Source organism: Corynebacterium segmentosum, assembly GCF_900637825.1.
In the GTDB taxonomy this organism is placed as follows: Bacteria; Actinomycetota; Actinomycetes; order Mycobacteriales; family Mycobacteriaceae; genus Corynebacterium; species Corynebacterium accolens.
The window spans coordinates 1,727,908-1,754,123 of the sequence record NZ_LR134408.1; the positions used below are offsets into that span (position 1 = coordinate 1,727,908).

Genomic DNA, 26,216 nt, shown 5'->3' on the forward strand with positions numbered 1-26,216 from the left:
AAAGAGAAAATTGGCCAACCTCGGCCAGGCTCCAGGCGGCGCTTCCCACACAGGAATACACAGGCCATACGCTTTCCGATGCCTCCCGCCTCGCCCCTCGTTGAGCTTCTCATTTTTCCGGTTAACCAGGCGATTTGTGTGAAAACGGCGTTAGCCTATATAGTTAATTCTCGTTGCACAGAGAACGGCACGTTCGACGTACAACATGGACATTCCTCCATAGCTCAGTTGGCAGAGCATTCGACTGTTAATCGAAGGGTCACTGGTTCGAGCCCAGTTGGAGGAGCACAGTACATCCCGCCTAGCATCGCGCTGAGCGGGATTTTTCGCATGCACCACACAGCCTTGAATTCAGACCGGGTTCCGAAAGTCGGGGTTAAGCACAACGGGGACAGGAAAAGGGGCCTAGCCAATCAAGGCTAGGCCCCTTCCTATTCCACTCTATGCGCTCGCTGCAGGCTCAGGGAGCGCTGAGCGAGCCTCAACGAGTAATTAGTCGTTGATGTAGAGGTACTGCTTGTTCACGAACTCGTCCAGCGCGAAGACGGAGAGCTCGCGGCCGAAGCCGGAGTTCTTGACGCCACCGAACGGCAGTACTGGGGAGAAGTACTGGCCCAGGTTGACGTGAATCATGCCGGTCTCGATCTGGTCAGCAACCTTGGTGGCGCGCTCGGTGTCATCGGAGAAGACGGCACCGCCCAGGCCGTAGTTGGAGTTGTTGGCCAGCTCTACGGCTTCCTTTTCAGAGGAGACCTTGTAGATCTCTGCTACTGGGCCGAAGAACTCTTCGTAGTAGGAGTCGGAACCGACTGGGACATCGGTAAGCACGGTCGGCTCGTAGTATGCGGCGGTCTCGTGCAGATTGCCGCCGGTGCGGACCTTAGCGCCGTTGTCCACAGCGTTCTTGACCTGCTTGTCCAAGTTCTCTGCTGCTTCGCGGGAGGACATTGGGTAGTACTGGTTCTCACCCGGCTGGGTTGGGTCAGCCTGCTTCATGCCCTCAGCAATGCGGACCATTTCATCGACGAACTCATCGTAGATGTCTTCCATGACGATAATGCGCTTGTTGGAGGTGCAAGCCTGGCCGACGTTCTCGATGCGCTTGACCCAAGCTTCCTCGGCAGCCTTGGTGACATCGGCTGCGTCCAGAATGATGTAGGGGTCGGTGCTGCCAAGCTCCAGCACAACCTTCTTCAGGTTGCGGCCGGCGATCTCAGCCACAGCGGCACCGGCGCGCTCGGAACCGGTCAGGGATACGCCCTGGACGCGCTTGTCCCCGATGATCTCTTCAATCTGCTTGTGGTCGGCGTATACGTTGATGTACACGCCCTCTGGCAGGCCAGCCTCGCGGAAGATCTCCTCGATGATTGCAGCGGACTTCGGGGTAATTTCGGCGTGCTTCAAGATGATGCAGTTGCCGTTCATCAGGTTCGGTCCGGCGAAGCGGGCGACCTGGTAGAAGGGGTAGTTCCACGGCATGATGCCCAGCAGGGTACCAATGGGCAGACGGCGGAGGGTGGCCTTGCCGCCGGGCACGTCAACCGGCTGGTCCTTGTTGTGCTCTGGGGCGTTGTCTGCGTAGAACTGCAGGATGTCGCCGGAGAAGTTAATTTCCCACTCGCCTTCTGGGGTGGACTTACCCATCTCCTGTGCGGCAATCTTGGCCAGCTCGCCCTTGCGCTCCTTAAAAAGCTCCGCTGCGCGGGACACAATCTTGGCGCGCTCCTCAATTGGGGTCTCGCGCCAGGTCTGGAAAGCCTCGTTGGACTTAGCCAGAACCTCTTGAATCTGCTCATCGCTAAAGGTGTCGAATTTCTCTACTACTTCATTGGTAGCGGGGTTAGTTACCGCAAAATCCTTGGACATTATTGGATCCCTTTCTAAGTGGATTCTTGGAACTAATGTGGCGGCGAACACAATCTGTGTGCGCCTGCCACAAGAGTACTTAAAGTTCTAGTGACGTGTCACCCATGAATGTGGGTAATTTGGTTTAGGAGGCCGCGACGACCGAGCCATCCTTCATCTTGATGCCCTCATCCTGCTTCATATAGGTGGCATCGCGGGTGAGCATCTGGCGCACCGCCTCCTCGTTCTTCTGGATTTCCGCCTCGAGCGCCTCCGGATCTTGGCGGAGGAGGTCAAAGCGCTCCTGCACCAGCGGTGCCTCCATTTGCAGGATGGGGCGCATGACGGAGTCGGCCACGCCGCAGGCATCGGCGATCTCATCGCCGTGAATGATGCGCACGTGCGCGGCGGTCCAGTCCGCTAGGGTGTCATCGGGCATGCCCGTGAGCTCCTTGGCGTTGACGACGAAGCCGTCCATGAGGGCATCGACAAGCTTGCGGGCCGATTCGTTGATCTCACCGTCGACGGTGTGGATGGCGTCCATGGTCTCCTGGGAGGCCTCTACCCCATCTTCGCCTTCGAAAAGGTCCGCGGAAATGCCCAGCATGCGCCCGGCAATCTTCCACAGGTAGAACGCGTCTTTTTCTTCTTCCGCGGTGAGCTTCCAGCCCATATTGCGCAGGCCAGAGTACGGAATGTAGGTGAAATCGAACCAGGTGCGCAGCATGTCGAACTCGCTGATCGGCGCGCCGTAGTGGGAGTAGTCCAGCTCCTTGCGGGTGTGCACGCGCCGCACGTGGGCGTGGATGGCGCGCACCATGCCGGTGTGAATGAAGCCCTCGCCGCCGGGCTGCAGCGCATCCGGCAGGTAGAGCGAATAGGTCCAGTTGGTGGTGTAGGCAAGGCGCTTGACGGCGCCATCGGTAAGCTCACCGGTATTGACCAGCAAGTCTGCAATCGCCGGGGTGGAATAGGTGTGGACCAGCGAGCCCGGGCCCAACGCCAGGCCGTGGCTGAGCGGCGGGATGGACAGGTAGACGCGGCGGCCGCGCTCCAGCTTTTCGGCGTCGATGCCGTCAAGTGCCTTGGTCATGTCCTCAATAAGGGCGGCAACCTCGGGGAAGGTGTCCTCGTTGGCGGTGCCGCGGGCAAGGGCATCGCGCAGGTTAGGCATGATTTCCTTGACCGTGTGGCCGCTGGTAAAAAGCGCATCGGCCACCGGGTCCATCTTCCAAAAAGCCTCGTGATAGCGGTCCGCGCGCTCTTGGCCAAAGGTGGCGATAAATTCATCCTTATCGCCGCGGCCGGCAGGCCACTCGCCGACGGTGCCTAGGGACATAGTGTTAGTCATGGTGTTCTCCTCAGGGAATGTTATGGGGATGGGTTAGCTGCGAGCTTCTTTAGAGTCATCGTGCAGCGTGTAATCGGACTTGGTCTCGGGCTCGTTTTTCGCGATGTGCGCCTTAATCACCGCGGTGACATCGGACCATGGCGGCTTATTCTTATTGGCGCGCTTAATCTTTGCCTTTTGCGCACCCGGCAGCTTGTCCCGCAGGCGGGCAACCTTGGCTTCTGCGCGCGCGGCACCCCGATACAGGACGGCCCACGGCTTGTAGTTCACCTTTTCCCAGCGCGTGCCCTTAACCATGAATTTCGTATCTTCCACGCCGCAAATGGTGGTCAGCGCACCAAGCGCCATCTTGGGGACCAACGGGTGGATGGTTTCTAGAATGCTCATCAAGGCGGTGGCCACGCGCTCGTGGTAGGTGGAGGAATACCCGCCATTGGCGTAGATGAAATCCGTCATCTTGCGCATTTCATCGCCAGTCTTGGGGATGAGGCGCTCTTCGGCCCCCATCATATAAAGGATGTATCCCCAGTACTGGGCCACATCGTCCCAGTCCTGGCCGGAGTGGGGGCGGCCAAAGCGCTCGTCGATGGCCAGTGGCATCATCCCGAACCAGCCCTCACCGGAGACCAGGAAGCTGGAGCCAATTGGCCGGCCGAATTCGTTGTAGTGCTCCTTGCCCCACATCTTCTCCAAGCCGCGATTAGCTTGGGAATGCAGCAGGCGCACGCGCACGGCGGCCTTGCGGCCTTCACCGAAGCGGTCGAAGACGTCCTTCTTGCCCAAATCCGTGAAGAATTGCGCCGTTTCAATGGAGCGCTGCATGGCCTTGAACTCGAACATGCCGGTCTCGCCCGTGGCCGCCGATGTGCGGTCCTCCATCGTGGTGGCCCAGTATGCAAAGGCGATGGCCAGAACCTCTGAGGTGCGCGTGACGTTGTAGTAGGCCACGCGGCCGCGCTCTGCGGCCTCAAGATCCAGCCACTCCGGAATGCGGTCTACCTCTTTAAAAAAGTCCACCAGCTCCGGCGCAGGGTCCTCTACCGTTTCGATGCCGTGGTTGAGCGCCTGCTCAAACTTGGCGCGCGATTCCTTGGCACCGTCGCGGCGGAAGGCCTCAGCCAGCTTTTCACCGGTCTCATCGGTCTGCCACATGTGGTCATCAAGAAGCTTGGTCTGCAGGCTATCGTAACCTGCCCATTCATCTTCGACGGTGTGCCAGGAATCGAAAATGTTGTGCCGCAACTCCGACCAGCCTGGGGCCGCAGTGCGGCGCTTCGGCGCCGGGCGCAGGTCCATGCCATCGCGGTAGAAGTAGCGGAAATCCTCATAGGGATTATCGGACATGGGCAGAACCTTTGGTTCCACCTGCGACGTGTTGGCAGCCTCAGACGTATCTGTGGGAGCAGTCATTATTTCATTCCCTTCCTTATTATTAGGCCTTGATAACTAGCTGTGGGCGCAGCGGCTAGTTCCGGCGGGCTTCCTTGGAGTCATCGTGCAGGGTCCACTCGGCCTTGACGTCTGGCTCATGGTTGTTGATGTGCTCTTGCACTTCCTCTAAGGCATTGATCCAAAGGGGGCGACCTTGCGCTGCGTTGTGCTTCTTGTACTCCTCCGCGCCAGGTTTTTCATCGGCTTCGCGGGCTTCCTTTGCCTCCGCGCGCGCCTTGGCTTCGAAGTCTTTGGCCGCTTGGGAAAAGTCCATATCGGCCCAGCGGGTTCCTTCCACCATGAACTTGGTGTCTTCTTCTCCCACCAGCGTGGCCAGCGAACCCAACATTTCCAGCGGAAGGTCCGGGTTCATCTGCTCCACGATGGACATCAGTGCCGTGGCCACCCGCTGGTGGTACGAGGAAGAACGCCCGCCGTTTGCGTAAATGAAATCGGTCATCTTGCGCATTTCATCGCCGGTCTTGGGGATGATGCGTTCTTCGCCGCCCATCATGTACAGCACATATGCCCAGTATTGGGCGACATCGTCCCAGTCCTGGCCAGAATGCGGGCGCCCGAAAAGCTCGTCGATGGCCAGTGGCATGAGCGCGAACCAACCCTCACCGGAGACCAAGAAGCTGGAGCCAATCGGCCGACCGAATTCGTTGTAGTGCTCCTTGCCCCAAAGCTTTTCCAGCCCGCGGTTGGCCTGGGCGTGCAGCAAGCGGACGTGGACTGCGGCCTTGCGGCCTTCTCCGAAGCGGTCGAAGACGTCTTGCTTGCCCAGGTCCACAAAGAACTTGGATGTCTCCAGCGCGCGCTGCATGGCCTTGAACTCAAACATGCCCGTCTCACCGGTGGCCGCAGAGGTGCGGTCTTCCATGGTGGTGGCCCAGTAGCCAAAGTTGAAGGTGAGAAGATCCGCGCTCGGGGTGGCGTTGTAGTAGGCAACGCGCCCGCGCTCGGCGGCTTCAAGGTCGATCCAGTCTGGGATGTTATCGACCTGCTCGAAGAAGGCAACCAATTCAGGCGATGGATCCTCGACGGTCTCGATTCCTTCATTCAGCGCCTGCTCGAACTTTGCGCGCGATTCCTTCGCGCCATCGCGGCGGAAGGATTCTGCCAACGCGGCACCCAGTTCATCGGTTTGCCACATGTGATCATCGAGCAAACGAGTCTGCTGGGTGTCGTAGCCTTCCCACTCGTCATGAACGGTGTGCCAGTGGTCAAAAATATTGTGGCGCAGGGTGGACCAGCCGGGTTTGTCCACGCGGCGCTTCGGCGCCGGGCGCAGGTCCATGCCATCGCGGTAGAAATAGCGGAAATCCTCATAGGGATTATCGGACATGGGCAGAACCTTCGGTTCCGTCCGAGTATCAGTAGGAGCAGTCATGGGGAGTAAACAACCTTTCCAATCTTGGTGCCGCACCACACACATTTTCTGTTTATGTGGTGTAGTTCACCATTTAGCTGTGCCCGTAAGCCTATAGAGACCTTGCTCGCAACTGCAATGAATTTTGAATCCAATTTTCTGGAAAATTTCTGGTCCCCAACGCCGCCACTACGCCCACCTTCACAGCACCTATCCCCTCCTGCGCAAATAGCAAAAATGACCATCTTGGCAGATTTTGCAAGCCTTCCACCTACTCACCCCATATAGGTGTACTAGGCGCACACCTGTCCGCTATGCGAACGCATATGTAACGTGTATCTCGCTACAGGCTGTACCATGACGTGCATTACATACAGTGGATTGGCACTGAACTACAGTCACGAAAGTGAGGTCTATTCACCCCTATGCCAAGTTCTCCTTCTCAACCCGCGCCCCAGCTTGCCGATGCCCCCTCCACCACCGCCACGGTGCACAATATCACCGCTGTAGCGGAAGACCTTGCGGTCATCGAGTTTTCACTGGACGGTGATTCGCAGCTCACGGATTACTCCCCCGGCTGCCACGTCGATATCACCCTCCCGGGAGCTAACGGTGAGATGCTTACCCGCCAGTACTCGGTTTTTGAGCTGATCAACACCTCCTCCCCTGCCGCCGGACAACAGGAACGGCCAACGTATGGCGTCGCGGTAAAGCGGGAGGAAGACTCCACGGGCGGCTCGATTGCGATGTTCAAACTGCGCCGCGGGGATACCTTTAAGATTTCGCAGGCATTCAATAACTTCGAGCTCGTGGCAAACGCCGGCTACTACGTCCTAGTTGGTGCCGGCGTGGGCATTACCCCCATGCTCTCTATGGCCCAATCCCTCGAGCGGGAGAACAAGCCGTATATCGTGCTCTTTTTCGCGCGCGATAGCCACCACGCGGTACTGCTCGAGCAATTGCGCGAGACCTGCGGCGATAAGCTCATCGAGGTCTTTGGCCGCCCGCGCGACAAACAGGCAGATATCTACCGGCACCTGCTGGGGCAGGCGCCAAAGGAGACGGCCTTTTATGTCTGCGGCCCGCAAGGCTTTATGGATTCTGCGAAAGAAATCGCGCTCGACTACTTGCCCGAGCACGCCTTCCACTGGGAGAACTTCCACCCCGATCTCAAAGCACTGTCCGGTGAGAAAAACGCCGGGGCCGGCGACGGAGCGTTCGAGGTGGAATTTTGCGGCGAGACGGTACAAATCCCAGAGAATAAGACGGTCCTAGAGGTCCTCGAGGATCTCGATCTACCCGTAAAATCGCGCTGCCTGGGAGGCACGTGCAGCACCTGCCTGATGCGCGTGGTCGAGGGCGAACCAGATCACCGCGATTCCGTCTATGACGCGCAAATGTATGCCGAGGGCGCCTTCGCGCCATGCGTCTCCCGCGCACTAAGCCCCAAGCTCACCTTAAAGCGCTGGCGGCAATAACCCTTCGCTCCCCCACCCTGGCCGGGAGTGGGAGCGAAGGGGGAATGAAGGGGGCATCGGCAAGCGCGGCACAGCTCTAAAGGGCGCGCACCATAATCACGCCGATGATGACCAAGACCAAGCCGATGATGCGGTGGACCGGCGGCAGGCCGCGCTTGGCATTGCCCCAGCCCAGCGATTCAATGACCTGGCCGCAAATGATTGAGCCCACCAGCGAGCCGATGACCGTCGTGCCGGTGCCGATCATGGGCGACAGCGTCGCGCCGCCCACCACAAAGAGCGCGCCGAGCACACCGCCGAGCCACATCCACCAGGGACCTGGGGCGATGCCGCTCAAAAGGGCGCGGCGGGGCGCCTTCCAGCCTACGGTGAGCAGGGCCAACAGGATCACGCCGACGCCCAAGGAAATGACGCTGGCGGGCATGGGGCTGTGCAACGCGCCTCCCAGGTAGCCGTTAACGGCGGTTTGGGTGGCAGAGCCCATGCCAATGAGCACGCCGAAAACCCGCCACAGCCACAGCGAAAGCCCGGTGGCTTGCGCGCGCGTGGTGGCAGCGCCCCGGCCGATTTCTAGCACCAAGGCGATGCCACCCACCACGATGAGGGCGCCGAGGATGCGCAGCGGGCCGACGGGGACCAAGGGGGATTCAAAGAGGCCGGTCAGATCATAAATAAGGCCCATCGTCACCTGTCCCAGGATGGGCAGGATGACGGTTTCTACGCTGCCGATGCGCGGGAAGAGCAGGATATTTCCCACGATGAAGGCCACGCCCATAAAGCCGCCGAGCCACACCCACCACGGTTGCGCGGCCGCCAGCGCCAGGTCCGGTATCGCGTCACCGGTGACTATCAGCGCGAGGATGGCGGAGACAGCAAAGCCGATAATGAAGGAGAAGAACCCGGCGGCGATGGGTGAGCCCACGGACTCGCGCAGACGAGTATTAATGGCCGTTTGCGCCGGCACGATGGCGCCGACCAGCATGGCGGCAATAACCAACATTGTTTTTCCTTCCCCACACGTATGGGACTAAACAAAGCCTGGAACCAGGCGTGACATAGAGATGTAATTGTAGAGCGTTAAAATGCAAAAGAGTGCAGGCCGGCAAAAGCGGAACCTGCACTCTCTCGCTAGAAGGAGCCGAGTTTAGTCATCCGTAGGGATGGAATCGGTACCTTCCAGCAGCTTGGCAACATAACCAGTATTGAACTCGCCGCTGCGGAACTTTTCGCTATCAAGCAGCATGGCCTGGAATGGCGCCGTGGTGACAACGCCTTCTACCTGCAGCTCGTCGATGGCGCACAGCATGCGGGTAATGGCCTCGTCACGGTCTTCTGCCCACACGATGAGCTTGCCCACCATGGAGTCATAGAACGGCGGGATGGTGTAGCCCGTTTCGATGTGGGTATCCATGCGCACACCGAAGCCACCTGGCACGCGGTAGTGCTCGATCTTGCCTGGCCGCGGCGCGAAGTTCTGGTTCGGATCCTCGGCGTTGATGCGGCACTCGATGGCGTGGCCACGAATCTCGACATCATCCTGGGTAATGGATAGCTTCTGCCCAGAGGCAATGCGCAGCTGCTCCTTGATGAGGTCCACACCGGTGATCATCTCCGTAACCGGGTGCTCCACCTGGATGCGGGTATTCATCTCGATGAAGTAGAACTTATCTTCGGTGTTATCGAAGACGAACTCGATGGTTCCGGCGTTTTTGTACTTCACCTCTTTACACAGGTTAATCGCGGCTTCCTGCATTTCCTGGCGCAGCTCATCAGTCAGCACCGGCGAAGGGCCTTCCTCAATGAGCTTCTGGTTGCGGCGCTGCGAGGTGCAGTCGCGCTCGCCCAGGGCGACGGCATTTTCGCCATCGGCCAGCACCTGGATCTCAATGTGGCGGATATCCGTCAAGAAGCGCTCGATGTAGACCGACGGGTCATTGAACGCGGACTCTGCCTCGTTCATGATCTCGTTGAGGTCCTTTTCCAGCGTGTCCTCGGATTCCACGACACGCATACCGCGTCCACCACCGCCGGCGGCCGCCTTAATCAGCAGCGGAAAACCGGTGTTATGGGCAACCTCAAGCGCCTCATCGAACTCGGTGACCACGCCGTCGGAGCCCGGAACGGTGGGAACGCCGGCGGACTTGGCGATGCGCTTGGCCGCGATCTTGTCACCCATCAAGCCGATGTGCTCAGCCGAAGGACCAACAAAGCCGATCTCTTCTTCTTCCACCATGCGGACGAAGTCCGGCTTTTCGGACAAGAAGCCGTAGCCTGGGTGAATGGCATCCGCCTTATACGCCATGGCTGCGGAGATGACCAGCTCGGGGCTGTTGTAGCTCTTGGAAACATTCGCCGGGCCGATGCACACTGCTTGATCAGCGAGTTTTACCGGCAAGGAGTCCTTATCGCCTTCGGAATAAGTAAGGATGGACTTGATGCCCAATTCCTTGCAGGCGCGAATGATGCGAAGCGCAATCTCACCGCGGTTAGCAATGAGCACGCTACCTAATAGATCTGACATATTTTCCTCCAGATCGATTACTTCGGCTGGATGACCATGATGGGCTGGCCGTGCTCCACGGCGTCCTCATTATCAACGAGGATTTCCTTCACGGTGCCGGCAACCTTGGACTCGATGTTGTTCATCAGCTTCATAACCTCAACGATGCACAGTACCTGGCCAACCTCAACCTCGTCACCAACCTTGACGAAGGGATCTGCGCCCGGCTTCGGAGCGGCGTAGAAGGTACCGACCATGGGAGCCTTCACGGTCTCGCCCTCTGCGGACGGCTCACCGGAACCGGAGGTCTTTGGTTCTTCCTTCGGTGCTTTCTCCTGCGCCGGAGCAGGCTTGGACTCAGGCTCAGCGGCCGGAGCGGAAGCCGGTGCGGCCTCCTGTGCTGGTGCGGTAGCTGGAGCTGCGGCCGGAGCGGCTTCCGGAGCCGGTGCCGGGCGGTTCAGGCCACCTGGGGTGCGGGACATCGCGAGCTCGACGTCACCGTACTTAATCTGCAGCTCTTGAATGTCATCAGAAAGGTTGGCCCACTTCAGCAGGGACTTCAGGTCGTGCAAGTTGGTGGAATCAGTCATGGTTACTTTTCTCCTTTGGTGAGGTTGATTTCCAAATCGGAAGTCTTGAGGTGGAAGTCGGTGGTATCGGAAGAGTCGTAGATTTGCTGTACCAGGGAGGTAAGGACGCCACCCTTGACGCCTTCGCCCTCGCCGCCGCGGCCTTCGGCCACAAAGCGCTTCATCTCATCGACCTGGCTGCCAGCGAACATCACGCGCAGCAACAGGGTGTCGATATCCTCGTCCGGGTGAGCCTTCTTCAGGTCCGGCAGAACCGGCTTGAGCTCTGGGATTTCCTCCGTGATTTCAGAGGAACCGTTGGCCATGATCTTCTCCAGCACGTCTGGGTCCAGCGGGGCGAGTGGCTCGCCGTAGTAGCCCAAGGCGTACTTCTTAATCTCGTTCGGGACCACGGAGTAACGGTCACCGGTCATCACGTTCATGACGGCCTGGGTGCCCACGAACTGGGCGAACGGCGTAATCATGATGGGGTATGCGAGCTCTTCGCGCACGCGTGCGACCTCGTACAGCAGCTCTTCGAAGCGGTCACCCAACCCAGCGGTTTCCAGCTGGGATTCGAAGTTGGTAAGCATGCCGCCGGGTAGTTGGTGCATGTAGTGCAGGCCATCGAATGCGCGCGGAACGCCTACTGGCTTATCTTCCGTATCGGCGATTTCCTGAATGCGCTCGCTGGCGGAATCGATGCGCTCATCGTCAACGTCCACCGTGTAGCCCAGTGCGCGAAGATCGCGCACCACGGCCTGGGTGGCTGGCTGTCCCGGGCCATTGGCCAGCGGAGCGATGGAGGTGTGGATAGAATCCACGCCCAATTCCGCTGCGTAGAGATAGGTCAGCGGGGACAGTCCGGTCAGCGAGTGGGTGTGTACCTCGAGCGGTACGTCACCGATGGAGCTGCGGATCGCCGGGATGAGGGTCTTCAAACGGTCCGGAGTAAGCAGACCACCGGCGTCCTTTAGCATGATGCGGTCCACATCGGTGCGCTCGAGCAGCTCCGTGGCCTTCCGCTTGTACAAGTCATCGGTGTGCACCGGGCTCAAGCAGTAAGACAATGCGCCGAAGGTTTCCGCACCAAGTTCCTTGGCCAGCTTGAGGCCCTGGTCGATGTTGTCGATGTCATTCAAGCCATCGAAGGAGCCGATCACACGGAAGCCATTGGCGTAGAGTCGCTCGGTCCAGTTCAAGATGGCATCATCCGGCAGGAAGTCGAAGGAAGCCAGGTTCTTGGAACGAATAAGCGCGCGGAACTTGGTGCCCGGCGCGGCGTTCTCGTGGACGAGGCGAACGCGCTCCCACGGGTCTTCCTTGAGGTAGCGCACGGATACGTCGAACTGGATGGGCGCGACCAAGTCCACGTGCTCGAAGCCAGCGTTGGTGATGTCATCCAACAGCGACAAGATGTGGCTCGTGGTCATGCGGGTGGCCCAAATGCTCTGGTGCGCATCACGCAGGGTGGTATCGATGATGTTGATCTTGCGCTCGCTATCGGCCGGGCGTCCGCCCGCGGCCATGATTTCGGCGAGGCCTTCTGTGCTTAGTTCCTCGGGACTAAGAGCAGTCATAAATCCCTCCTTAGGGTGTGGCTCCGGAAAGACTCGGTTGGTTCACAGTGATGGTTCACTTTGGTGGTTCAAGACTCTTCGAAAACCTTCCGTGTCGTGGCTCACACGCTACACCACACCTAAATTTTCAGCGCCGGAATTCCGGCCAAAAATGACCTTTTCCTGCGAATTCCAAGCTCGTTACGGCAAAGAATTTATACAAATACCCCTATACGGGGTCACAGTGCGCACTATAGTTCACCTAGCGAACAGCGAATTTTTATGGACCTTTCCCCCGAAAAGTGGTGGACGACATGCAGTTTCTAGCCAGTAACTAAATCTTCCCCAGCCGCGCTGCGCTTTTCGTGGCTTACATCGCGGCCTAAGCGAAGTGTGATGTGCGTAATATCTTCCTCAATATTTCGGACCCACACCTAGGAGGAACAATGACTTCTACCGCCCCGCCGAGCCCCACGCCCACTAAGTCATCGGGCGCGACAAAAACCGACCGCAAATCCCTTGCAGCCAGCCTGACCGGCCAGGTCCTGGAATGGTACGAATGGAGCTCCTATGCAGTCTTCGCCCCGTTCATCGCCGCGGCGATGTTTGACAAGGGCGATACCGCCTCCGCACTGCTTGCCACCTTCGGTGTCTTCGCCGTCGGCTTCTTGGTCCGCCCGCTGGGCGGCATCATCTTTGGCCGCATCGCCGACCAGCGCGGCCGCAAGACCGTCTTGATGACCACCATCATCATGATGGCTAGTGCCTCGGTCCTCATCGGCTTGCTGCCCACCTACGAATCCATTGGTATCTGGGCTTCTGTCGGCCTGCTCTTCATCCGCGTGCTGCAGGGCTTTGCACACGGTGGTGAATCCGCAGCCGCCAATAGCTACATCCCTGAGATCGCCCCGAATGCCCACCGCGGCCGCTGGGGTTCCATGGTCTATGTTTCCATCTTCGGCGGCTCGGTCATCGCCTACGTCTTAGGCGGCGGCATTTCGCTGGTCCTGACGGACGAGCAGATTGGCGCGTGGGGCTGGCGCATCCCGTTCCTCTTGGGTGCCGCCGCAGCGTTGGTCGCGCTGTACCTGCGCCGCCACATGAAGGAATCCGATCACTTCCAGGAGATCGATAGCGCCGAGCCCACCGTTGAGGCCCCGAAGCGCACCAAGAAGTCCGTAAATTCTCAAAAGCCGGCCTCAGTTGTTCGCCCGGCATGGCAGAATATCTTGCTCGTCGTGGGTATGGTCTCCGGCGTTACGGCCTCGCACTACACGTGGACCTCCTATGTTTCCACCTACGCCATTAGCCACGAGGGGATGTCCACTCAGGGTGCTTATTGGGTCACCGTGGCCGCACAGACTGCGGGTCTCATCGCCCTCCCGCTGTGGGGCAGCCTGTCCGATAAGATCGGCCGCAAACCCGTCATTTATATCTGCGCCATCGGCCTAGCCATCCTGCAGATCCCGCTGATGAACTTCATCGATGATCGCCCATGGACCCTGCTGGTGGCCTCCACCGTCGGCGTAGTCATCGTCGCCGCCGGAGGTGCGCTGCTGTCCTCCATCATGTCCGAGGTCTTCCCCACCGCCCAGCGCACCCGCAGCATCGGCTTGGCCTACTCGCTGTCTGTCGCCGTCTTCGGCGGTACCGCACCGTATATCTACCAGTGGTTCGTAGCCCACGGCCTTACCTGGGCTTCTGGCTTCTACGTCGTCGCACTGTGCATCCTGACACTTGTCAGCATGTACATCCTGCCTGAAACCAAGGGCGTGGACCTGCGCGATGTCTAATCCACCCGCGAAACACTAAATCGCCGCTTCCCAGGCTTTCCCAGGAAGCGGCGATTTTTCACGTCCACAACTAATTAGTCGAGCGCTACCTTAAAGGGGGCGTCCGTGACCTCGCGGATGGACTCCTCGGTTTCGCCCTCGGCGACCTCGATAAGCGTCAGGCCCTCCAGCTCGTCCACGGTGAATACGGCGCGATCAGTAATAATGAGATCCACACACCGCGCGCCGGTCAGCGGCAGCTGGCACTCCGCCAGGATCTTGGAATCGCCGTGCTTAGATACGTGCTGCATCATCACCACGATGCGCTTGGCGCCGTGCACTAGGTCCATCGCACCGCCCATGCCCTTGACCATCTTGCCGGGGATCATCCAGTTGGCTAGGTCGCCGAACTGGGATACCTCCATGGCACCGAGCACCGCGACGTCGATGGCGCGGGAGCGGATCATGGCAAAGGACTCGGACGAGGAGAAGAAGGATGCACCGGGGGCTTCGGTAATGGTTTCTTTACCGGCATTGATGAGCTCCGGATCCACCTTGTCCTCTTCAGGGTAGGCACCAACGCCTAGAATTCCATTCTCAGAGTGCAGGACCACCTCACGGCCCTCTGGCAGGTAGCCCGGGATGAGCGTCGGCATGCCGATGCCCAGGTTGACGTAGTCACCATTGTCCAGTTCTTGTGCGGCGCGTGCCGCCATTTCTTCGCGTGACCAGGTCATTACTTGCTCACCGTCCTGAATTCGATTCCGGTTTCTTGTTTGCCCACTTCCACTACGCGGTCCACGTAGATTCCGGGCACATCCACCTCTGCCGGCGGAACGGCTTCTACCAACTGTTCTGCTTGCACGATGGTGATATCGGCGGATTTGGCTGCATCGGGGTTGAAGTTCTGGGCGGTTTTATTAAAGGCAAGGTTGCCAAAGCGATCCGCGCGGGCGGCATGGACGAAGGCGAAGTCCGGGGTAAGAGCTTCTTCCATGACGTAGAGCTCGCCGTTGAACTCGCGGGTTTCCTTCGGTGCGGAGGTCTCCGCGATGGTGCCGTCGGGGTTGTAGCGGGTGGGGATATCGCCATCGGCAAGCGGCGTGCCCACGCCAGCCTTGGTGTAGAAGGCTGGAATGCCCGCGCCACCGGCGCGCATGCGCTCTGCCAGGGTGCCCTGCGGGGTAAATTCGACGGTAAGCTCGCCCTCGAGGTACTGGCGCGCGTATTCCTTATTGGTTCCCAGGTAGGAACCAATGGAGCGGGCAATGCGGTGATCCTTGAGCAGCAGGCCAAGGCCGAAATCATCCGTACCGAGGTTATTGGAAATGATGGTGAGCTCGCTCGCACCCTGGGAGCGCAGCGCGGCAATGAGTTGCGCTGGAATACCCACAAGGCCGAATCCGCCCACCGCGATGGAGGAACCGTCCGGGATATCCGCGACGGCCTCCTCTACTGAGGCTATGACTTTATTCAACATGGGCCTTAGACTACGTGCGGTTCACAGACAGCACAAGGGTTCAGAATGCGAACACGATCGGGTACACTGAAGAGACCTGGGCCACTTAACCCTAAAAATAGCTTGGAGGACACACCGTGGCAGATACCCCCGTAGTGCAATCATTAGCCCGCGGACTCAACGTCATTCACTCGTTTAATGGCGAACGCCCACGGCAAACACTGGCCCAGGTTGCCGAGGTCACAGGCCTAGCCCGCGCCACCGCACGCCGTTTTCTACACACGCTTGTCGCGGAAGGTTACGCCCGCACCGATGGCTCGGATTTCTGGCTCACCCCGCGCGTTTTGGAACTGGGCTATTCATACCTATCTAGCTTGGGACTGCCGGATATTGCCCAGCCCCATTTGAGGGAGTTATCTACGAAACTCGATGAGTCCTGCTCCGTGAGCGTGCTCGACCGCGACACCGTGGTCTATATCGCTCGTGCCGCAGCACACCGCATCATGTCCACCAATATCACCATCGGCACGCGCTTCCCGGCGCACGCCACGTCCATGGGCCAAGTACTGCTCGCTGATTTAACGCCGGCAGAGCTGGATGCGTATTTCGCCACCACCGCTCCGCTCGAGCAGGTCACCCCGCACACCTTGGTATCCCAGGACGCGCTGCGAGCCCGCCTCGGCGAGGTCCGGCGGCGCGGCTGGGTCATCGTGGATCAAGAGCTAGAAATCGGCCTGCGCTCCATCGCCGTTCCCATCCGGGATCGCACCGGGCGCGCGGTGGCGGCCATCAATATTTCCACCCAGACCTCCGTGTATTCCACCCAAGATCTCACCGCGCAGATCCTCCCGGAGCTCCTCACCACGTGCGCGGCCATTTCCCACGATCTCACCACCACCGAAATTTCCTAAGGAGAATCCATGCATACTCAAGACGTCGTCCTGTGCTACCCCAAGCGCACCCCAGTCGGCCGCTACGGCGGCGCGCTGAAATCCGTCCCCGTCCAGGATCTGGCCAGCCTGGTGGTGTCCACCATCGTGGAAGAATCCGGCATCGATCCAAACGTCATCGATGACATCATCCTCGGCCAGGCCTCCCCGAACGGCGCTGCGCCTGCCTTGGGTCGCGTCGCCGCCCTCGATGCCGGCCTGCCCGTCTCCGTGACCGGCATGCAGCTCGACCGCCGCTGCGGCTCCGGCCTGCAAGCCATCGTCACCGCCGCCGCCCACGTCGCCACCGGCGCAGCCGAGGTGGTCATCGCAGGCGGCGCCGAATCCATGTCGCGCACCGAATACACCGTGGACAGTGACATTCGCTGGGGTGCTAAGGGCGGAAACATGGTCTTTCGCGATCGCCTCCAGGAGGCCCGCGAAACCGCCGGTGGCAAAAACCACCCCATCCCCAGCGGCATGATCGAAACTGCCGAAAACCTCCGCCGCGAGCGTTCCCTGTCGCGCGAGGACCAAGATGAGCTTGCGGTGCGTTCCCACCACAACGCCGCCCGCGCGCAGGAGCAGGCGCTTTTCGATGCCGAAATCGTCCCCGTCTCCGTCCCCCAGCGCAAGGGGGATCCCATCATCGTGGACAAGGATGAACACGTGCGCGCTGATTCTAGCGTGGAAAAGCTGTCCAAGCTGCGCCCAGTGATGGGCAAGCAGGACGACGAAGCCACGGTGACCGCGGGTAACGCCTCCGGCCAAAACGACGGCGCCGCCGCCGTACTCGTTACCACCCGCGAAAAGGCCGACGAGCTCGGTCTCGAGCCGATGGTGGTATTGAAGGGCTGGGCGCTTGCCGGCGTGGAACCAGAGCGCATGGGCATCGCACCGGTTGAGGCAACCCGCAAGGTCATGGACCGCCTCGATCTCACCTTCGATGACCTCGACCTCATCGAGCTCAATGAGGCATTTGCCGCCCAAGCCCTCGCGGTACTAGATCAGTGGGGGATCTCGCCCGAAGACCCCCGCTTCAACCCCAACGGATCCGGCATCTCACTGGGCCACCCGGTGGGCGCGACCGGTGCCCGCATCGTGGTTACCGCCGCACACCACCTGCGCCGCACCGGCGGCAAGCGCGCGCTAGTTACCATGTGCATCGGCGGCGGCCAGGGCCTTGCCGCCATCGTTGAAGCGGTCTAGCCTCCACAAGCGCTATTCGCTGCTGCCGTAATCCCCCACCGGGCGCTGCACCAAGGCGCCATCCGCGTTGGGCTCGCCCGCCGCGATGCTGGCAGTAACCAGCGCGGCTAGGGCCACGGCCGAAGCCGCAGCTGAGGCCATCGCCGAGTCCCTACCTGCCCGCATGGAATACTTCATTTCCTTAACGTAGCGCGAATGAAGGTTAGGGGAAAGGAAAAAGAGAATAAGGGGTAGATGAGGGGTGCGGTGGATAACCCGATAACGACACCGCACTTCGCTGTAAGCTGGAGTGGAACTTTGCTCGCATGATTTTAAGGGGACTTAGTCAATAATGATCCAATTCGTCTTTGGCGCCGCCGCAGGGTACGTATTTGGCACCAAGGCGGGCCGCAAGCGCTACCACCAGATGAAAAGCGCCTACCAAAAGACCGTCAACTCCCCCGCCACCAAGTCCGCGGTGCGCTCCGCGCGCAAGATGGTAGCCAACCGCCTGGATCCAGAGCCACGCATGCGCGAAATCCACGACCTTTCTGAAAAGCGCCGTGGAAAAGGAAAAATTCGGGGCGACCAAACTCCGCAAGCCGATCGCATCTATGAGCCGGATGAGGATTAAACCCCTTCCGCGCTAACCCCCTCCCCGCGCAGCACCTGAACTAGCGTCCGAGTGCCTGCCCGGGGATTTTATATGCCCGGGGTGCCGCGAAAGGCGCGGTCATTGAGCTCGCGGCGGGCCTGTTCCAAGGCAATCAGGTCCGCGAACAGGGAGTTATAGCCGGCCTCATCATCGGTAGGCCGCATCCGGCCCAATTGGGCTTTCAGCTGCGCTATCTGATCGCCCACGACGGTTTCCTGCAGCCGCGAGAGCACGGAATCCGCATACTTTTCTGCGCCCACGTCCGTGGGCAGAATGGCCTCGACTGCCAGCTCGGAAACGAAATTCCTTCCCGTCAGGTCCTGCATTTCCCCGGCAACGGCGGCAATCCAGTCCACCCCGGACATGGTGGCACCTTTTTCTGCCCCGCCCACGGCGGAAATCGCTTGGCGCACGATGCGATAGGCGTCGTTGGTATAGGCATCGGCAGTAATGCCATCAAAGTACGAGCCAACGACCTCCGGCATCTGCAAGGCCAACTTTAGCGCCTCCCGCTGCGGCCACAGATGGGTCTCCTTCGGGCTGGGCGGATGGATCATGGGTACATCCTGCTGCGCCGGCTGTGGCTGGGCATTTTCAAAGCGGCGAATCGTCGGCGTGTCTGCCTTCTTCGGCTTCTTTGCCTCCGCGCGCACTTGGCGGAGCACCTCTTCTGGATCATTCCAGCCCACCCAGCCGGCAAGCCGGCGGGCGTATTCGCGCTGCAGGGGCTGGTCCCTGATCTGGGCGACGATGGGCACCGCCCGGCGCAAGGCCTGCAAGCGGCCCTCGGCAGTATCGATCCGGAAATCAGCAATGACTGACTGAATGACGAACTCAAACATGGGGATGCGGTCTGCCACCAAGTCGCGCACCGCGGCATCGCCTTTTTCCAAGCGCAGATCGCACGGGTCCATGCCGTCTGGCGCCACGGACACGAAGGATTGTCCGGTAAATTTCTGCTCCCCGTCAAAGGCACGCATCGCGGCCTTCTGCCCAGCCTCATCACCATCGAAGGTGTAGATGAGCTCGCCGTAGAAATAGGAATCATCCAGCATGAGTCGGCGCAGCACCTGCAGGTGCTCCCCGCCAAAGGCCGTACCGCACGAGGCCACGGCAGTCTTAATGCCTGCCGCGTACATGGCCATCACATCCGTATAGCCTTCCACCACCACGGCTTGGTGGCCTTCTGCGATATTGCGCTTGGCCAAATCCAGACCAAAGAGCACCTTGGACTTGTGATACAGCATGGTCTCGGGCGTATTCATGTACTTGCCCAGCTTGTCATCATCAAAGAGCTTGCGCGCACCAAAGCCAATGACGTTGCCGGAAAGATCCTTAATGGGCCACAACAACCGGCGGTGAAAACGGTCAATGGGACCGCGTTTGCCCATCTTGGAAATACCGGCCGCCTCTAACTCCTCAAAGGAAAAACCCATGCGCAAAAGATGCTTGGTGGCGGTATCCCAGCCTTCTGGGGCGTAGCCACACTCGAAATCATAAATAACCTCGCGGCTAAACCCGCGGTCCAGCAAAAAATTACGCGCCGTTGCTGCCTCTGGGGTTTCCAGCTGCTTCCGGTAGAACTCGTGCACCGCCTTATTCGCCGCGATGAGCCGCTGCCTCGTACCCGGCTTCTCATTGCGGGCACCGGTCGAGCCGCCCTGGTAATTAATGTGGTAGCCAATCTTCTGCGCCACGGCTTCCACGGCCTCAGGAAAAGAGACCTGTTCCATCTCCATCAGGAAGCTGAATACATCGCCACCCTTACCGGTGGAAAAGCAGTGATAATAACCGCGCTGCGGGCGGACGTGGAAGGACGGCGTCTTTTCATCCTTGAAAGGGCTCAATCCCTTCAAAGAATCGTGCCCGGCAGGTTTGAGCTGCACATATTCGCCCACGATTTCTTCTAAAGGCGCGCGTTCACGGATAGCTTGGATATCACTGTCCGGAATTCTGCCCTTTGCCATGGCTACAGACTACCCCGCCCATATATCGGATGCTTAACTGCCAAAGCCAGGATGGTCGCATTGGACCGCGCCGGTTAGCAAGTACACAGAATCACCGTGTTTTACCCACATGTGGGGCGGCCTCTCCCCGGGTATTCCCACCCCCGGGACGGGGCAATTTTGGATATTGCTCTTGACGCGGTGGACGTTTATGTTTTCGAGATAGTTCCTGCAACAATAGGGAACATGTCCAAGTCCAAAGCGTCTAAGAAATCGCTTCCAGTGGCCCTTGGTGGACTCGCCATCGTCGCAGGCGCTAGTTACTTCGGCTTCGACCTCGGCGGTGATGAGGATGCAACGTCGACGGATGAGACCTGCGCTATTTCTTCCCTTCCTAGCGAAGCCGAAGAAACCGCAGACGATATTCTCGCCGGCGGTCCCTATGACTACCCCGACAATGACAATTCCCATTTTGGCAATTATGAAGGCGTCCTCCCCCAGCAGGCGCAGGACTACTACCGCGAGTACACGGTAGAAACCCCTGGCAGTAACCATCGCGGTTCGAGGCGCATCGTCACCGGCGGCGGCACCGAAACCGACCCCGATGTGTGGTATTACACCGACGACCATTACCAAACATTCTGTTCTATCCCGGACGCAGAGGATTAATAGTGCACCGCATTTTAATTACGGAACCCATCCGTACCCGTACGGATTTCTTCAATGCCTTAGGCCGCACCCACGGCTGCGTGGATTGTGGCCCGCGCAGCCTAGAGGAGCTAGGCAGCTTCCTGCGGGAGAATGAAGTATCCACCATCGTGGCTGCCAACATGGAAATGGAATTGGATGATTTCGCGGCCATCGCGGCCATCGCCCAAGACGAAGGCGTTAGGCTCGCACGCTAATAGCTAGTCTGCGGATGCTGTGGCTCCGCGAATACTGGCGCCCCGCACATGCTGACATTCCGGGATGCTATAGGTCCTCTGCAATAACTGAGCATCGCGCGCCCTCAGTTATCACTTTTTCGCCTCAAAAATAGCAGCGGAGGTTGCACTTTTAGAGAAAGGCCGCGCCCAAGCCCCTCAAAAGGGCAACCAAGCCTGCAAAGCTATTAGTCCAAGAACCCCGAAAGGTCAGCGCTGCGCCGGGCCAGCCGCTCCAGGCGGGATTCGGTCATGGAGGCGATCTGGTCGATGATGGCGCGGTCGCGGGCGGCGTCGGTATCGGCCTGCTCCCACCACAGGCGGAAGGTGGCATCGAGCGAACCGGGCGCGCCGGCAACGAGGTAGTCGTAGACGCGGTAGATGCGCTCGCGCTGGCGGTCTTGGCGGGCTAGATGCGCTGGTTCATCCATCACGTAAAGCACGGCAATCGTCTTTAAGAGCTTGACCTCTGCCTGCGCCAAGGGCGGAACGCGCAGGTCACCGTGCATGCGGCCGAGGGTATTGGCGCTGATGAGCTCGGAATTGGCCTCCGAGGTCGCGCCAATAGTGGCACCCACGTAGCGCCCTACCAGCTCAGAGGTCATCTTTTTCAGCTTGGCATAATCGCGCAGGGTGTAGTTGAAATTACCAAGGGCGTTGATGACATCGAGGTTGCGCAGGCTATCGGCGGCTTCCAAGAGTTCATCGGCAGTTCCGCCAAAGGCCTCGGCGCCCTTTTCTGCAAGGTGGGCTAGTTCCACCAAATCCCACAACACGTTCAAGGAAATGCGCTGGGAGATGATGCCGTCTTCCACGTCGTGCACGGAATAGGCAATATCATCGGACCAGTCCATGACCTGGGCTTCGATGCACTTTCGGTTATCGCTATGGCCTTTGCGCAGCCACGCTAAAAGGTCAGCGTCCTCATCATAAGCACCGTATTTGCGGTTGATGGTGCCATCCGGATTGGTCTTGGTCCAAGGGTATTTGCACGCGCCATCGAGCGCGGCACGGGTGAGGTTGAGACCAAAGCTGTGGGCGGTGCCATCGGCGTCCTCGGCTAAGACTTTGGGCTCTAAGCGGGTCAAGATGCGCAGAGTTTGCGCATTTCCCTCGAAACCGCCTTGCGCGACCTCATTGAGCGCATTTTCGCCGTTGTGGCCATAGGGTGGGTGGCCGATATCGTGGGTAAGCCCGGCCATGTCACAGAGATCCGGATCGAGTCCGAGGCCGGCGCCGATGCCGCGGGCAATCTGGCCAACTTCGAGCGAGTGGGTAAGCCGGGTGCGCGGGGTATCGCCATCACGTGGGCCTACGACCTGGGTTTTATCCGCCAATCGCCGCAGCGCAGCCGAGTGCAAGACGCGGGCGCGGTCGCGGGAGAATACCCCGCGGTGTTCTTCGATATCGCTAATCGTGGATCCTTTGGGCCGTTCTTCGGCCAGCCGGGCAAAATCAGCTGCAGCATAAGAGTAAGGCACGGCGTTTTAGTCTATTCCCCCTGCGTGCGGTCTGCGTCTTTATTTTGCATCGTTTCGTGCCGCAGCTTCTGATTCGGCCGCAGCATCAGCTCAATGCGGTACAGGCGCCTTTTCCAGGCACGCGCGCACCGGGGAGAGACGATGCTGGCGAGCCCAATATAAAACAGCCCGCCGCATTCGTGTGCGAGGTAGCGCCACCAAGGCTTGGAAAAGCGCCGGGCGGGATAAAAAGGCGTGCCCGAGACCGAGGCATTGAGCCCTTCCTGCTTGGCGATGACCCACGTGCGCAACCTGTGCAAGGGATCGGTGACGATGATGGCATCGGCAAGGCCGTGGGCATCGATAACCGCAGCTAAGGACTCGCGCGTATCGAGGCCTTCCTCCACGGCGGATACCTGCAGCCCAGGGAAGTACTCGCGCAGGTAATCGCGCGCGACCCCGGCCTCGGTAAACCGATCCCCGGGCAGCTGGCCGCCCACGGTAATGACGGGCAGGCCGCGGGAGGTGGCCAGCTCCCCGGCATGGCGCAGGCGTCCGGCTAGGATGCGGGAGGGGCGGCCATCGTATTGCGCGGTGCCTAAAACAACGACGTATTTCACAATGCTTCCCACCCTACTGCCTGCAGAGGAGGTTCTCCGGATTGAGCGTTCGGGCAGGTAGAGTTGTGGGCATGAATCTTAGTGCACGAATCGGCCGCGCTACCATCGCGGCATTTTTGCTCGGCTGCACCTCCATTGGCGCAGGCCAGGCCTTAGCCGCGGAGACCACTACCATCGCCCAAGCCGCGGATACGGCGGCGGTGACGGATAGGGTAAACGATGAGGCAGGGGTCTTAAGCACCGAGGAAATTAGGGAGATCAATGAGAAGATCACCCAGCTACAAAAAGACCAGTCGCTCATCATCTTCGTTGTCTTCGCAAACGATCTTGGCACTGATCCAGAAAGCTATGCGCGCAACATCGTCAACGAGAAAGGCCCGAATTCCGCGGCCTATGTCGTTGGTGTGAACGAGCGCCAGGTGGGCGTGCAGACCGGCGATCAATGGCCGGAAGGCCGCCTGGATCAGATGTACGATGCCGCCTACAGCAAGCTCTCCGCTGAGGAATACGGCGCTTCTGCGATCGCGCTTGCCGATGCCGCCCTTGGCTCCTCCAGCTCCTCCGATTCCTCCGGCATAGCCTGGTTGGGCGGTGGCGCCGCCGCCATCGTCGCTGCAGGCGGTGGCATCTGGTACTACTCGCGCCGCAATACAAAGAAGAATCAGGCAAAGACCTTAGAGTCCGCCCGCGAGATTGCGCCAGAAGATACCGATCAATTAAACCGGCTGCCGCTAAATACCCTGGATAAGTTGGCCCAGGAAGAATTGGTCTCCACGGATGAATCCATCCGCCGCGGCAAGGAAGAGCTCAATATCGCTCTATCTGAGTTCGGACCGGAGCGCACCCGCCCGTTTACCAAGGCGATGAATCATTCCACCTCTACCCTGCAAAAGGCCTTCAAGATTCGCCAGCGCCTCGATGATGCAGTTCCGGAGTCCCAGGCCGAGCGCCGGCAGATGCTGGTAGAAATCGTCTCTACCTGCGGCCAAGCCGATGACGCACTGGATAGCCAGGCAGAAGAGTTTGCCCGGATGCGCGACCTGCTGCTGCAAAGCGACTCCAAGTTGGACGAGCTCACCCAGCGCATCGTCGGGCTGCGGACCCGCCTGCCGGGCGCCGAAGGTACCCTGAAAAAGCTTCAAGAGGACTACTCCGCAGAGGTCCTATCCTCGATTGCGGATAACCCAGAATTGGCAAGCGCCTCCCTCGATGAGGCGGAAAAGCTCTTGGACCAAGCCCGCGAGGTGCAGGGCCAACCCGCCGGCCAACAGGGTTCGCTCGTGGGGCTTATCCGCGATATCGAGCACGCCACGGAGGTTACCGATAGACTCCTGACCGGTGTGGAGCGCGCCGAGGAGAATATTTCCTCCGCGCGCCGCAATCTGGGCGCACTCATTGCCGAGGTCGAGGGCGAAATCGAGGAAGCCCGAGAGCTGGAGCGCCAAGGCAAGTCCCAGGGAACCCAGGCGGATTGGGAGGCCCTCGAGGAGCTGCTTGAGCGCGCTTCTGCTGCGGTCACTGACGCCAAGCAGCAGGGCGATACGGATCCCTTGGGCCAGCACACCGCCCTTATGAGCATCGATACCGAGCTTGATGAGCGCCTCGACCGCGTGCGGGAAAAGACCTCCACCCACGCGCGCCAGCTCGAGCTTTTCCACCAGCAAATGTCGGTGGCGGAATCCAATATTCAAGCCGCCGAGGATCTCATTTCTTCGCGCGGGCGCATCGTCGGTTCCGGCGCCCGCACCGCGCTTGCCGATGCCAAGCGTCTCCACGCCCAAGCCCTGCATACCCAGCGCAGCGATATCCGCGGCGCGCTGCAATCCTCCCGCGAAGCCGTTGCCGCAGCACAGACCGCCCTGCAGCGGGCCAAGGATGATTCCGATGAGTACCGCCGCCAGCAACAACGCCAGCAGACGAGTTCCGCTGCCGGAAATATCATCACCGGAATGGTCTTAGGCCAAATCCTTGGCGGCGGTGGCCGCGGCTTCGGCGGCGGTTTCAGCGGAGGCGGCGGTAGCTTCGGTGGCGGTGGAGGAGGATTCTCCGGCGGCGGTGGCGGAGGCGGTTTCCGCGGCGGCTCCTTCTAAGCCCGGCTCAGAAGGCCTGCTTTGTTGGCGCTTAGCCGCGCACGATGCGCGGTGTGGCATCGACAAGCAGGCAGCTATAACTCAGCACCACCGCATCTAGGTCTGGAAGGCCATTGTTTTCAGAGGCCGCTACTTCTAGGCCATTGCCCCGCGGGTTAAGGCGCGCAACTTCGGTGCCCTCCGCGCCACCATCTTCGGCAAGGGCCAGGATGCGGCGCTGCTTGCCAAAGATGGCGGAGCGCTCCAAAAGGTAGTGGGTGTCTCCGCAGGTCGCGCGCAGGCGCGTGACGGTCAATCCCGTCTGCGAGACTTCATAATGCTTCGCGGCGCCGGAGCTCGCGCTGCGGCTGGCACGCGGTCGGGCCCGCAGGAAAAAGCGCGGGGAGGCGGTTGCACCGTCTAGCGAGGTCTCTACGTCAAAAAGCACATCCGGCTGTGTGGGATCCCCAGAGAGCGCGCCGGCAATGGTCAGTATCCCGTCTCGCACCCAGGCGATGTCGGTGCCGCGTACGTCGCGCAGAGTAGTACCTGTCCACTGCCACGGCATCGTTCCTGCCATTAGAAGATGAACACCGCCAGCAGGGCGACGATGGAAGCCAATACCAGCGTGATGATCCATACCCACGCGGAGTTTTTGGTGTTCTTTTCCAAAATGGCGCGGGTAAACCAGCTGAGACCGGCGATCTCGGCGGTGCTTAAGCCTTTCGCATCGTCTTCGAATTCCAAGATGGCCTTGCGCACGCCAGAATTCTTGGCGGAAAACTGTGCCACCTTGTTGTCATCGACGTCATCGATGATCCAATCGCCGCTATTTTCATTGACGTAATGAAAGGTGCGGCCATTGAGCGAGGCCTCCAGCCGCTTATCGCGTCCGAGGCGGCCGGCGAGGCGGTAGACGGAGCCATCGTCAAGCGTGGCCGAAGCGCCCAGATCGCTGACCTCGACGCGCCAAAAATTGCCGTCTACCTCGGCGGAATGCTCCGCAAAGACGCCTAGGCGCTCCGGCCCCTCCTCAACGAGGAGGACGGGCTTTTCGCGCTCGGAGCGATCCCAGCTGGTGTAGTGCATC

Annotated in this window: 24 protein-coding genes and 1 tRNA gene; 9 read left to right on the forward strand and 16 right to left on the reverse strand. The window is 59.9% G+C overall.

Going from position 1 to position 26,216, the window contains the following annotated elements; translation table 11 throughout:
* The first annotated feature begins 213 nt into the window (after nucleotides 1–213).
* Nucleotides 214–286 (forward strand) — tRNA-Asn (locus EL217_RS08250).
* Between the two features lie 206 nt (nucleotides 287–492).
* Here the strand turns inward: EL217_RS08250 and EL217_RS08255 are convergent.
* The 4 genes from EL217_RS08255 to EL217_RS08270 all read right to left on the reverse strand — a co-directional run bounded on the left by EL217_RS08255 (nucleotide 493) and on the right by EL217_RS08270 (nucleotide 6,020).
* On the reverse strand, nucleotides 493–1,866 hold the full coding sequence (locus tag EL217_RS08255; protein ID WP_126319516.1) for an NAD-dependent succinate-semialdehyde dehydrogenase: 1,374 nt from the start codon (nucleotides 1,864–1,866) through the stop codon (nucleotides 493–495).
* A gap of 124 nt (nucleotides 1,867–1,990) precedes the next feature.
* Nucleotides 1,991–3,196, reverse strand: a complete 1,206-nt coding sequence (locus EL217_RS08260) for an oxygenase MpaB family protein (RefSeq protein ID WP_126319518.1) — start codon at nucleotides 3,194–3,196, stop codon at nucleotides 1,991–1,993.
* A 33-nt stretch (nucleotides 3,197–3,229) separates the two neighbouring features.
* Complete coding sequence (locus EL217_RS08265) at nucleotides 3,230–4,606, reverse strand: oxygenase MpaB family protein (RefSeq protein WP_023030420.1); 1,377 nt, start codon at nucleotides 4,604–4,606, stop codon at nucleotides 3,230–3,232.
* Nucleotides 4,607–4,661: 55 nt separating this feature from the next.
* A complete protein-coding gene (locus EL217_RS08270) occupies nucleotides 4,662–6,020 on the reverse strand; it encodes an oxygenase MpaB family protein (RefSeq protein ID WP_232018247.1) in 1,359 nt (452 codons plus the stop codon).
* A gap of 404 nt (nucleotides 6,021–6,424) precedes the next feature.
* Here EL217_RS08270 and EL217_RS08275 point away from each other — a divergent pair, with 404 nt between their 5' ends.
* Nucleotides 6,425–7,477 carry a PDR/VanB family oxidoreductase gene (locus tag EL217_RS08275; protein WP_126319520.1) on the forward strand — a complete coding sequence of 351 codons (1,053 nt, stop codon included), beginning with the start codon at nucleotides 6,425–6,427 and terminating at the stop codon, nucleotides 7,475–7,477.
* Between the two features lie 76 nt (nucleotides 7,478–7,553).
* Here EL217_RS08275 and EL217_RS08280 read toward each other — a convergent pair whose 3' ends face one another.
* The 4 genes from EL217_RS08280 to EL217_RS08295 form a co-directional block, all read right to left on the reverse strand.
* Nucleotides 7,554–8,477 (reverse strand): DMT family transporter, encoded by a 924-nt coding sequence (locus EL217_RS08280; RefSeq protein WP_023017154.1) that lies wholly within the window; start codon nucleotides 8,475–8,477, stop codon nucleotides 7,554–7,556.
* A gap of 144 nt (nucleotides 8,478–8,621) precedes the next feature.
* Nucleotides 8,622–9,998 (reverse strand): acetyl-CoA carboxylase biotin carboxylase subunit, encoded by a 1,377-nt coding sequence (gene accC / locus EL217_RS08285; RefSeq protein WP_126319522.1) that lies wholly within the window; start codon nucleotides 9,996–9,998, stop codon nucleotides 8,622–8,624.
* A gap of 17 nt (nucleotides 9,999–10,015) precedes the next feature.
* A complete protein-coding gene (accB, locus tag EL217_RS08290) occupies nucleotides 10,016–10,567 on the reverse strand; it encodes an acetyl-CoA carboxylase biotin carboxyl carrier protein (protein ID WP_023030417.1) in 552 nt (183 codons plus the stop codon).
* A 2-nt stretch (nucleotides 10,568–10,569) separates the two neighbouring features.
* Entirely contained in the window at nucleotides 10,570–12,126 is a 1,557-nt protein-coding gene (locus EL217_RS08295; protein WP_005278129.1) for a pyruvate carboxylase, read from the reverse strand.
* Nucleotides 12,127–12,551: 425 nt separating this feature from the next.
* On the opposite strand from EL217_RS08295, the gene EL217_RS08300 reads away from it, so the two are divergent.
* Nucleotides 12,552–13,898 carry an MFS transporter gene (locus tag EL217_RS08300; protein WP_126319524.1) on the forward strand — a complete coding sequence of 449 codons (1,347 nt, stop codon included), beginning with the start codon at nucleotides 12,552–12,554 and terminating at the stop codon, nucleotides 13,896–13,898.
* 74 nt (nucleotides 13,899–13,972) lie between these two features.
* Here EL217_RS08300 and EL217_RS08305 read toward each other — a convergent pair whose 3' ends face one another.
* Nucleotides 13,973–14,614 (reverse strand): 3-oxoacid CoA-transferase subunit B, encoded by a 642-nt coding sequence (locus EL217_RS08305; protein WP_005278126.1) that lies wholly within the window; start codon nucleotides 14,612–14,614, stop codon nucleotides 13,973–13,975.
* Nucleotides 14,614–15,357: a CoA transferase subunit A gene (locus tag EL217_RS08310; protein WP_005278125.1), complete on the reverse strand. Its 744-nt coding sequence runs from the start codon at nucleotides 15,355–15,357 to the stop codon at nucleotides 14,614–14,616. Before EL217_RS08310 ends, EL217_RS08305 begins: the two co-directional genes overlap by 1 nt.
* Nucleotides 15,358–15,473: 116 nt before the next feature.
* On the opposite strand from EL217_RS08310, the gene EL217_RS08315 reads away from it, so the two are divergent.
* Together EL217_RS08315 and EL217_RS08320 are read left to right on the forward strand one after the other, a co-directional pair.
* Entirely contained in the window at nucleotides 15,474–16,247 is a 774-nt protein-coding gene (locus EL217_RS08315; RefSeq protein WP_126319526.1) for an IclR family transcriptional regulator domain-containing protein, read from the forward strand.
* A 9-nt stretch (nucleotides 16,248–16,256) separates the two neighbouring features.
* A complete protein-coding gene (locus tag EL217_RS08320; protein ID WP_126319528.1) occupies nucleotides 16,257–17,474 on the forward strand; it encodes an acetyl-CoA C-acetyltransferase in 1,218 nt (405 codons plus the stop codon).
* Nucleotides 17,475–17,486: 12 nt separating this feature from the next.
* On the opposite strand, the gene EL217_RS11250 is transcribed toward EL217_RS08320, so the two are convergent.
* Nucleotides 17,487–17,651, reverse strand: coding sequence for a hypothetical protein (locus tag EL217_RS11250; RefSeq protein WP_005278122.1), 165 nt, complete (start codon nucleotides 17,649–17,651; stop codon nucleotides 17,487–17,489).
* 154 nt (nucleotides 17,652–17,805) lie between these two features.
* Here EL217_RS11250 and EL217_RS08325 point away from each other — a divergent pair, with 154 nt between their 5' ends.
* On the forward strand, nucleotides 17,806–18,087 hold the full coding sequence (locus EL217_RS08325; protein ID WP_023017147.1) for a hypothetical protein: 282 nt from the start codon (nucleotides 17,806–17,808) through the stop codon (nucleotides 18,085–18,087).
* A gap of 68 nt (nucleotides 18,088–18,155) precedes the next feature.
* Here the strand turns inward: EL217_RS08325 and dnaG are convergent, their stop codons facing one another.
* On the reverse strand, nucleotides 18,156–20,075 hold the full coding sequence (gene dnaG / locus EL217_RS08330) for a DNA primase (RefSeq protein WP_126319530.1): 1,920 nt from the start codon (nucleotides 20,073–20,075) through the stop codon (nucleotides 18,156–18,158).
* A 225-nt stretch (nucleotides 20,076–20,300) separates the two neighbouring features.
* On the opposite strand from dnaG, the gene EL217_RS08335 reads away from it, so the two are divergent.
* Nucleotides 20,301–20,723, forward strand: coding sequence for a ribonuclease domain-containing protein (locus EL217_RS08335; protein WP_023029080.1), 423 nt, complete (start codon nucleotides 20,301–20,303; stop codon nucleotides 20,721–20,723).
* A 2-nt stretch (nucleotides 20,724–20,725) separates the two neighbouring features.
* Nucleotides 20,726–20,959 (forward strand): hypothetical protein, encoded by a 234-nt coding sequence (locus tag EL217_RS08340; RefSeq protein WP_126319532.1) that lies wholly within the window; start codon nucleotides 20,726–20,728, stop codon nucleotides 20,957–20,959.
* Nucleotides 20,960–21,165: 206 nt separating this feature from the next.
* Here the strand turns inward: EL217_RS08340 and EL217_RS08345 are convergent, their stop codons facing one another.
* Nucleotides 21,166–22,458 (reverse strand): deoxyguanosinetriphosphate triphosphohydrolase, encoded by a 1,293-nt coding sequence (locus tag EL217_RS08345; RefSeq protein WP_126319534.1) that lies wholly within the window; start codon nucleotides 22,456–22,458, stop codon nucleotides 21,166–21,168.
* A gap of 11 nt (nucleotides 22,459–22,469) precedes the next feature.
* A complete protein-coding gene (locus EL217_RS08350) occupies nucleotides 22,470–23,057 on the reverse strand; it encodes a YdcF family protein (RefSeq protein WP_232018248.1) in 588 nt (195 codons plus the stop codon).
* Between the two features lie 71 nt (nucleotides 23,058–23,128).
* On the opposite strand from EL217_RS08350, the gene EL217_RS08355 reads away from it, so the two are divergent.
* Nucleotides 23,129–25,147, forward strand: a complete 2,019-nt coding sequence (locus tag EL217_RS08355) for a TPM domain-containing protein (RefSeq protein ID WP_126319538.1) — start codon at nucleotides 23,129–23,131, stop codon at nucleotides 25,145–25,147.
* 31 nt (nucleotides 25,148–25,178) lie between these two features.
* Here EL217_RS08355 and EL217_RS08360 read toward each other — a convergent pair whose 3' ends face one another.
* Entirely contained in the window at nucleotides 25,179–25,706 is a 528-nt protein-coding gene (locus EL217_RS08360) for a hypothetical protein (protein WP_232018249.1), read from the reverse strand.
* Nucleotides 25,706–26,215 carry a hypothetical protein gene (locus EL217_RS08365; protein ID WP_005284179.1) on the reverse strand — a complete coding sequence of 170 codons (510 nt, stop codon included), beginning with the start codon at nucleotides 26,213–26,215 and terminating at the stop codon, nucleotides 25,706–25,708. The genes EL217_RS08360 and EL217_RS08365 overlap by 1 nt, the downstream gene beginning before the upstream one ends.
* Nucleotide 26,216 lies beyond the last annotated feature (1 nt).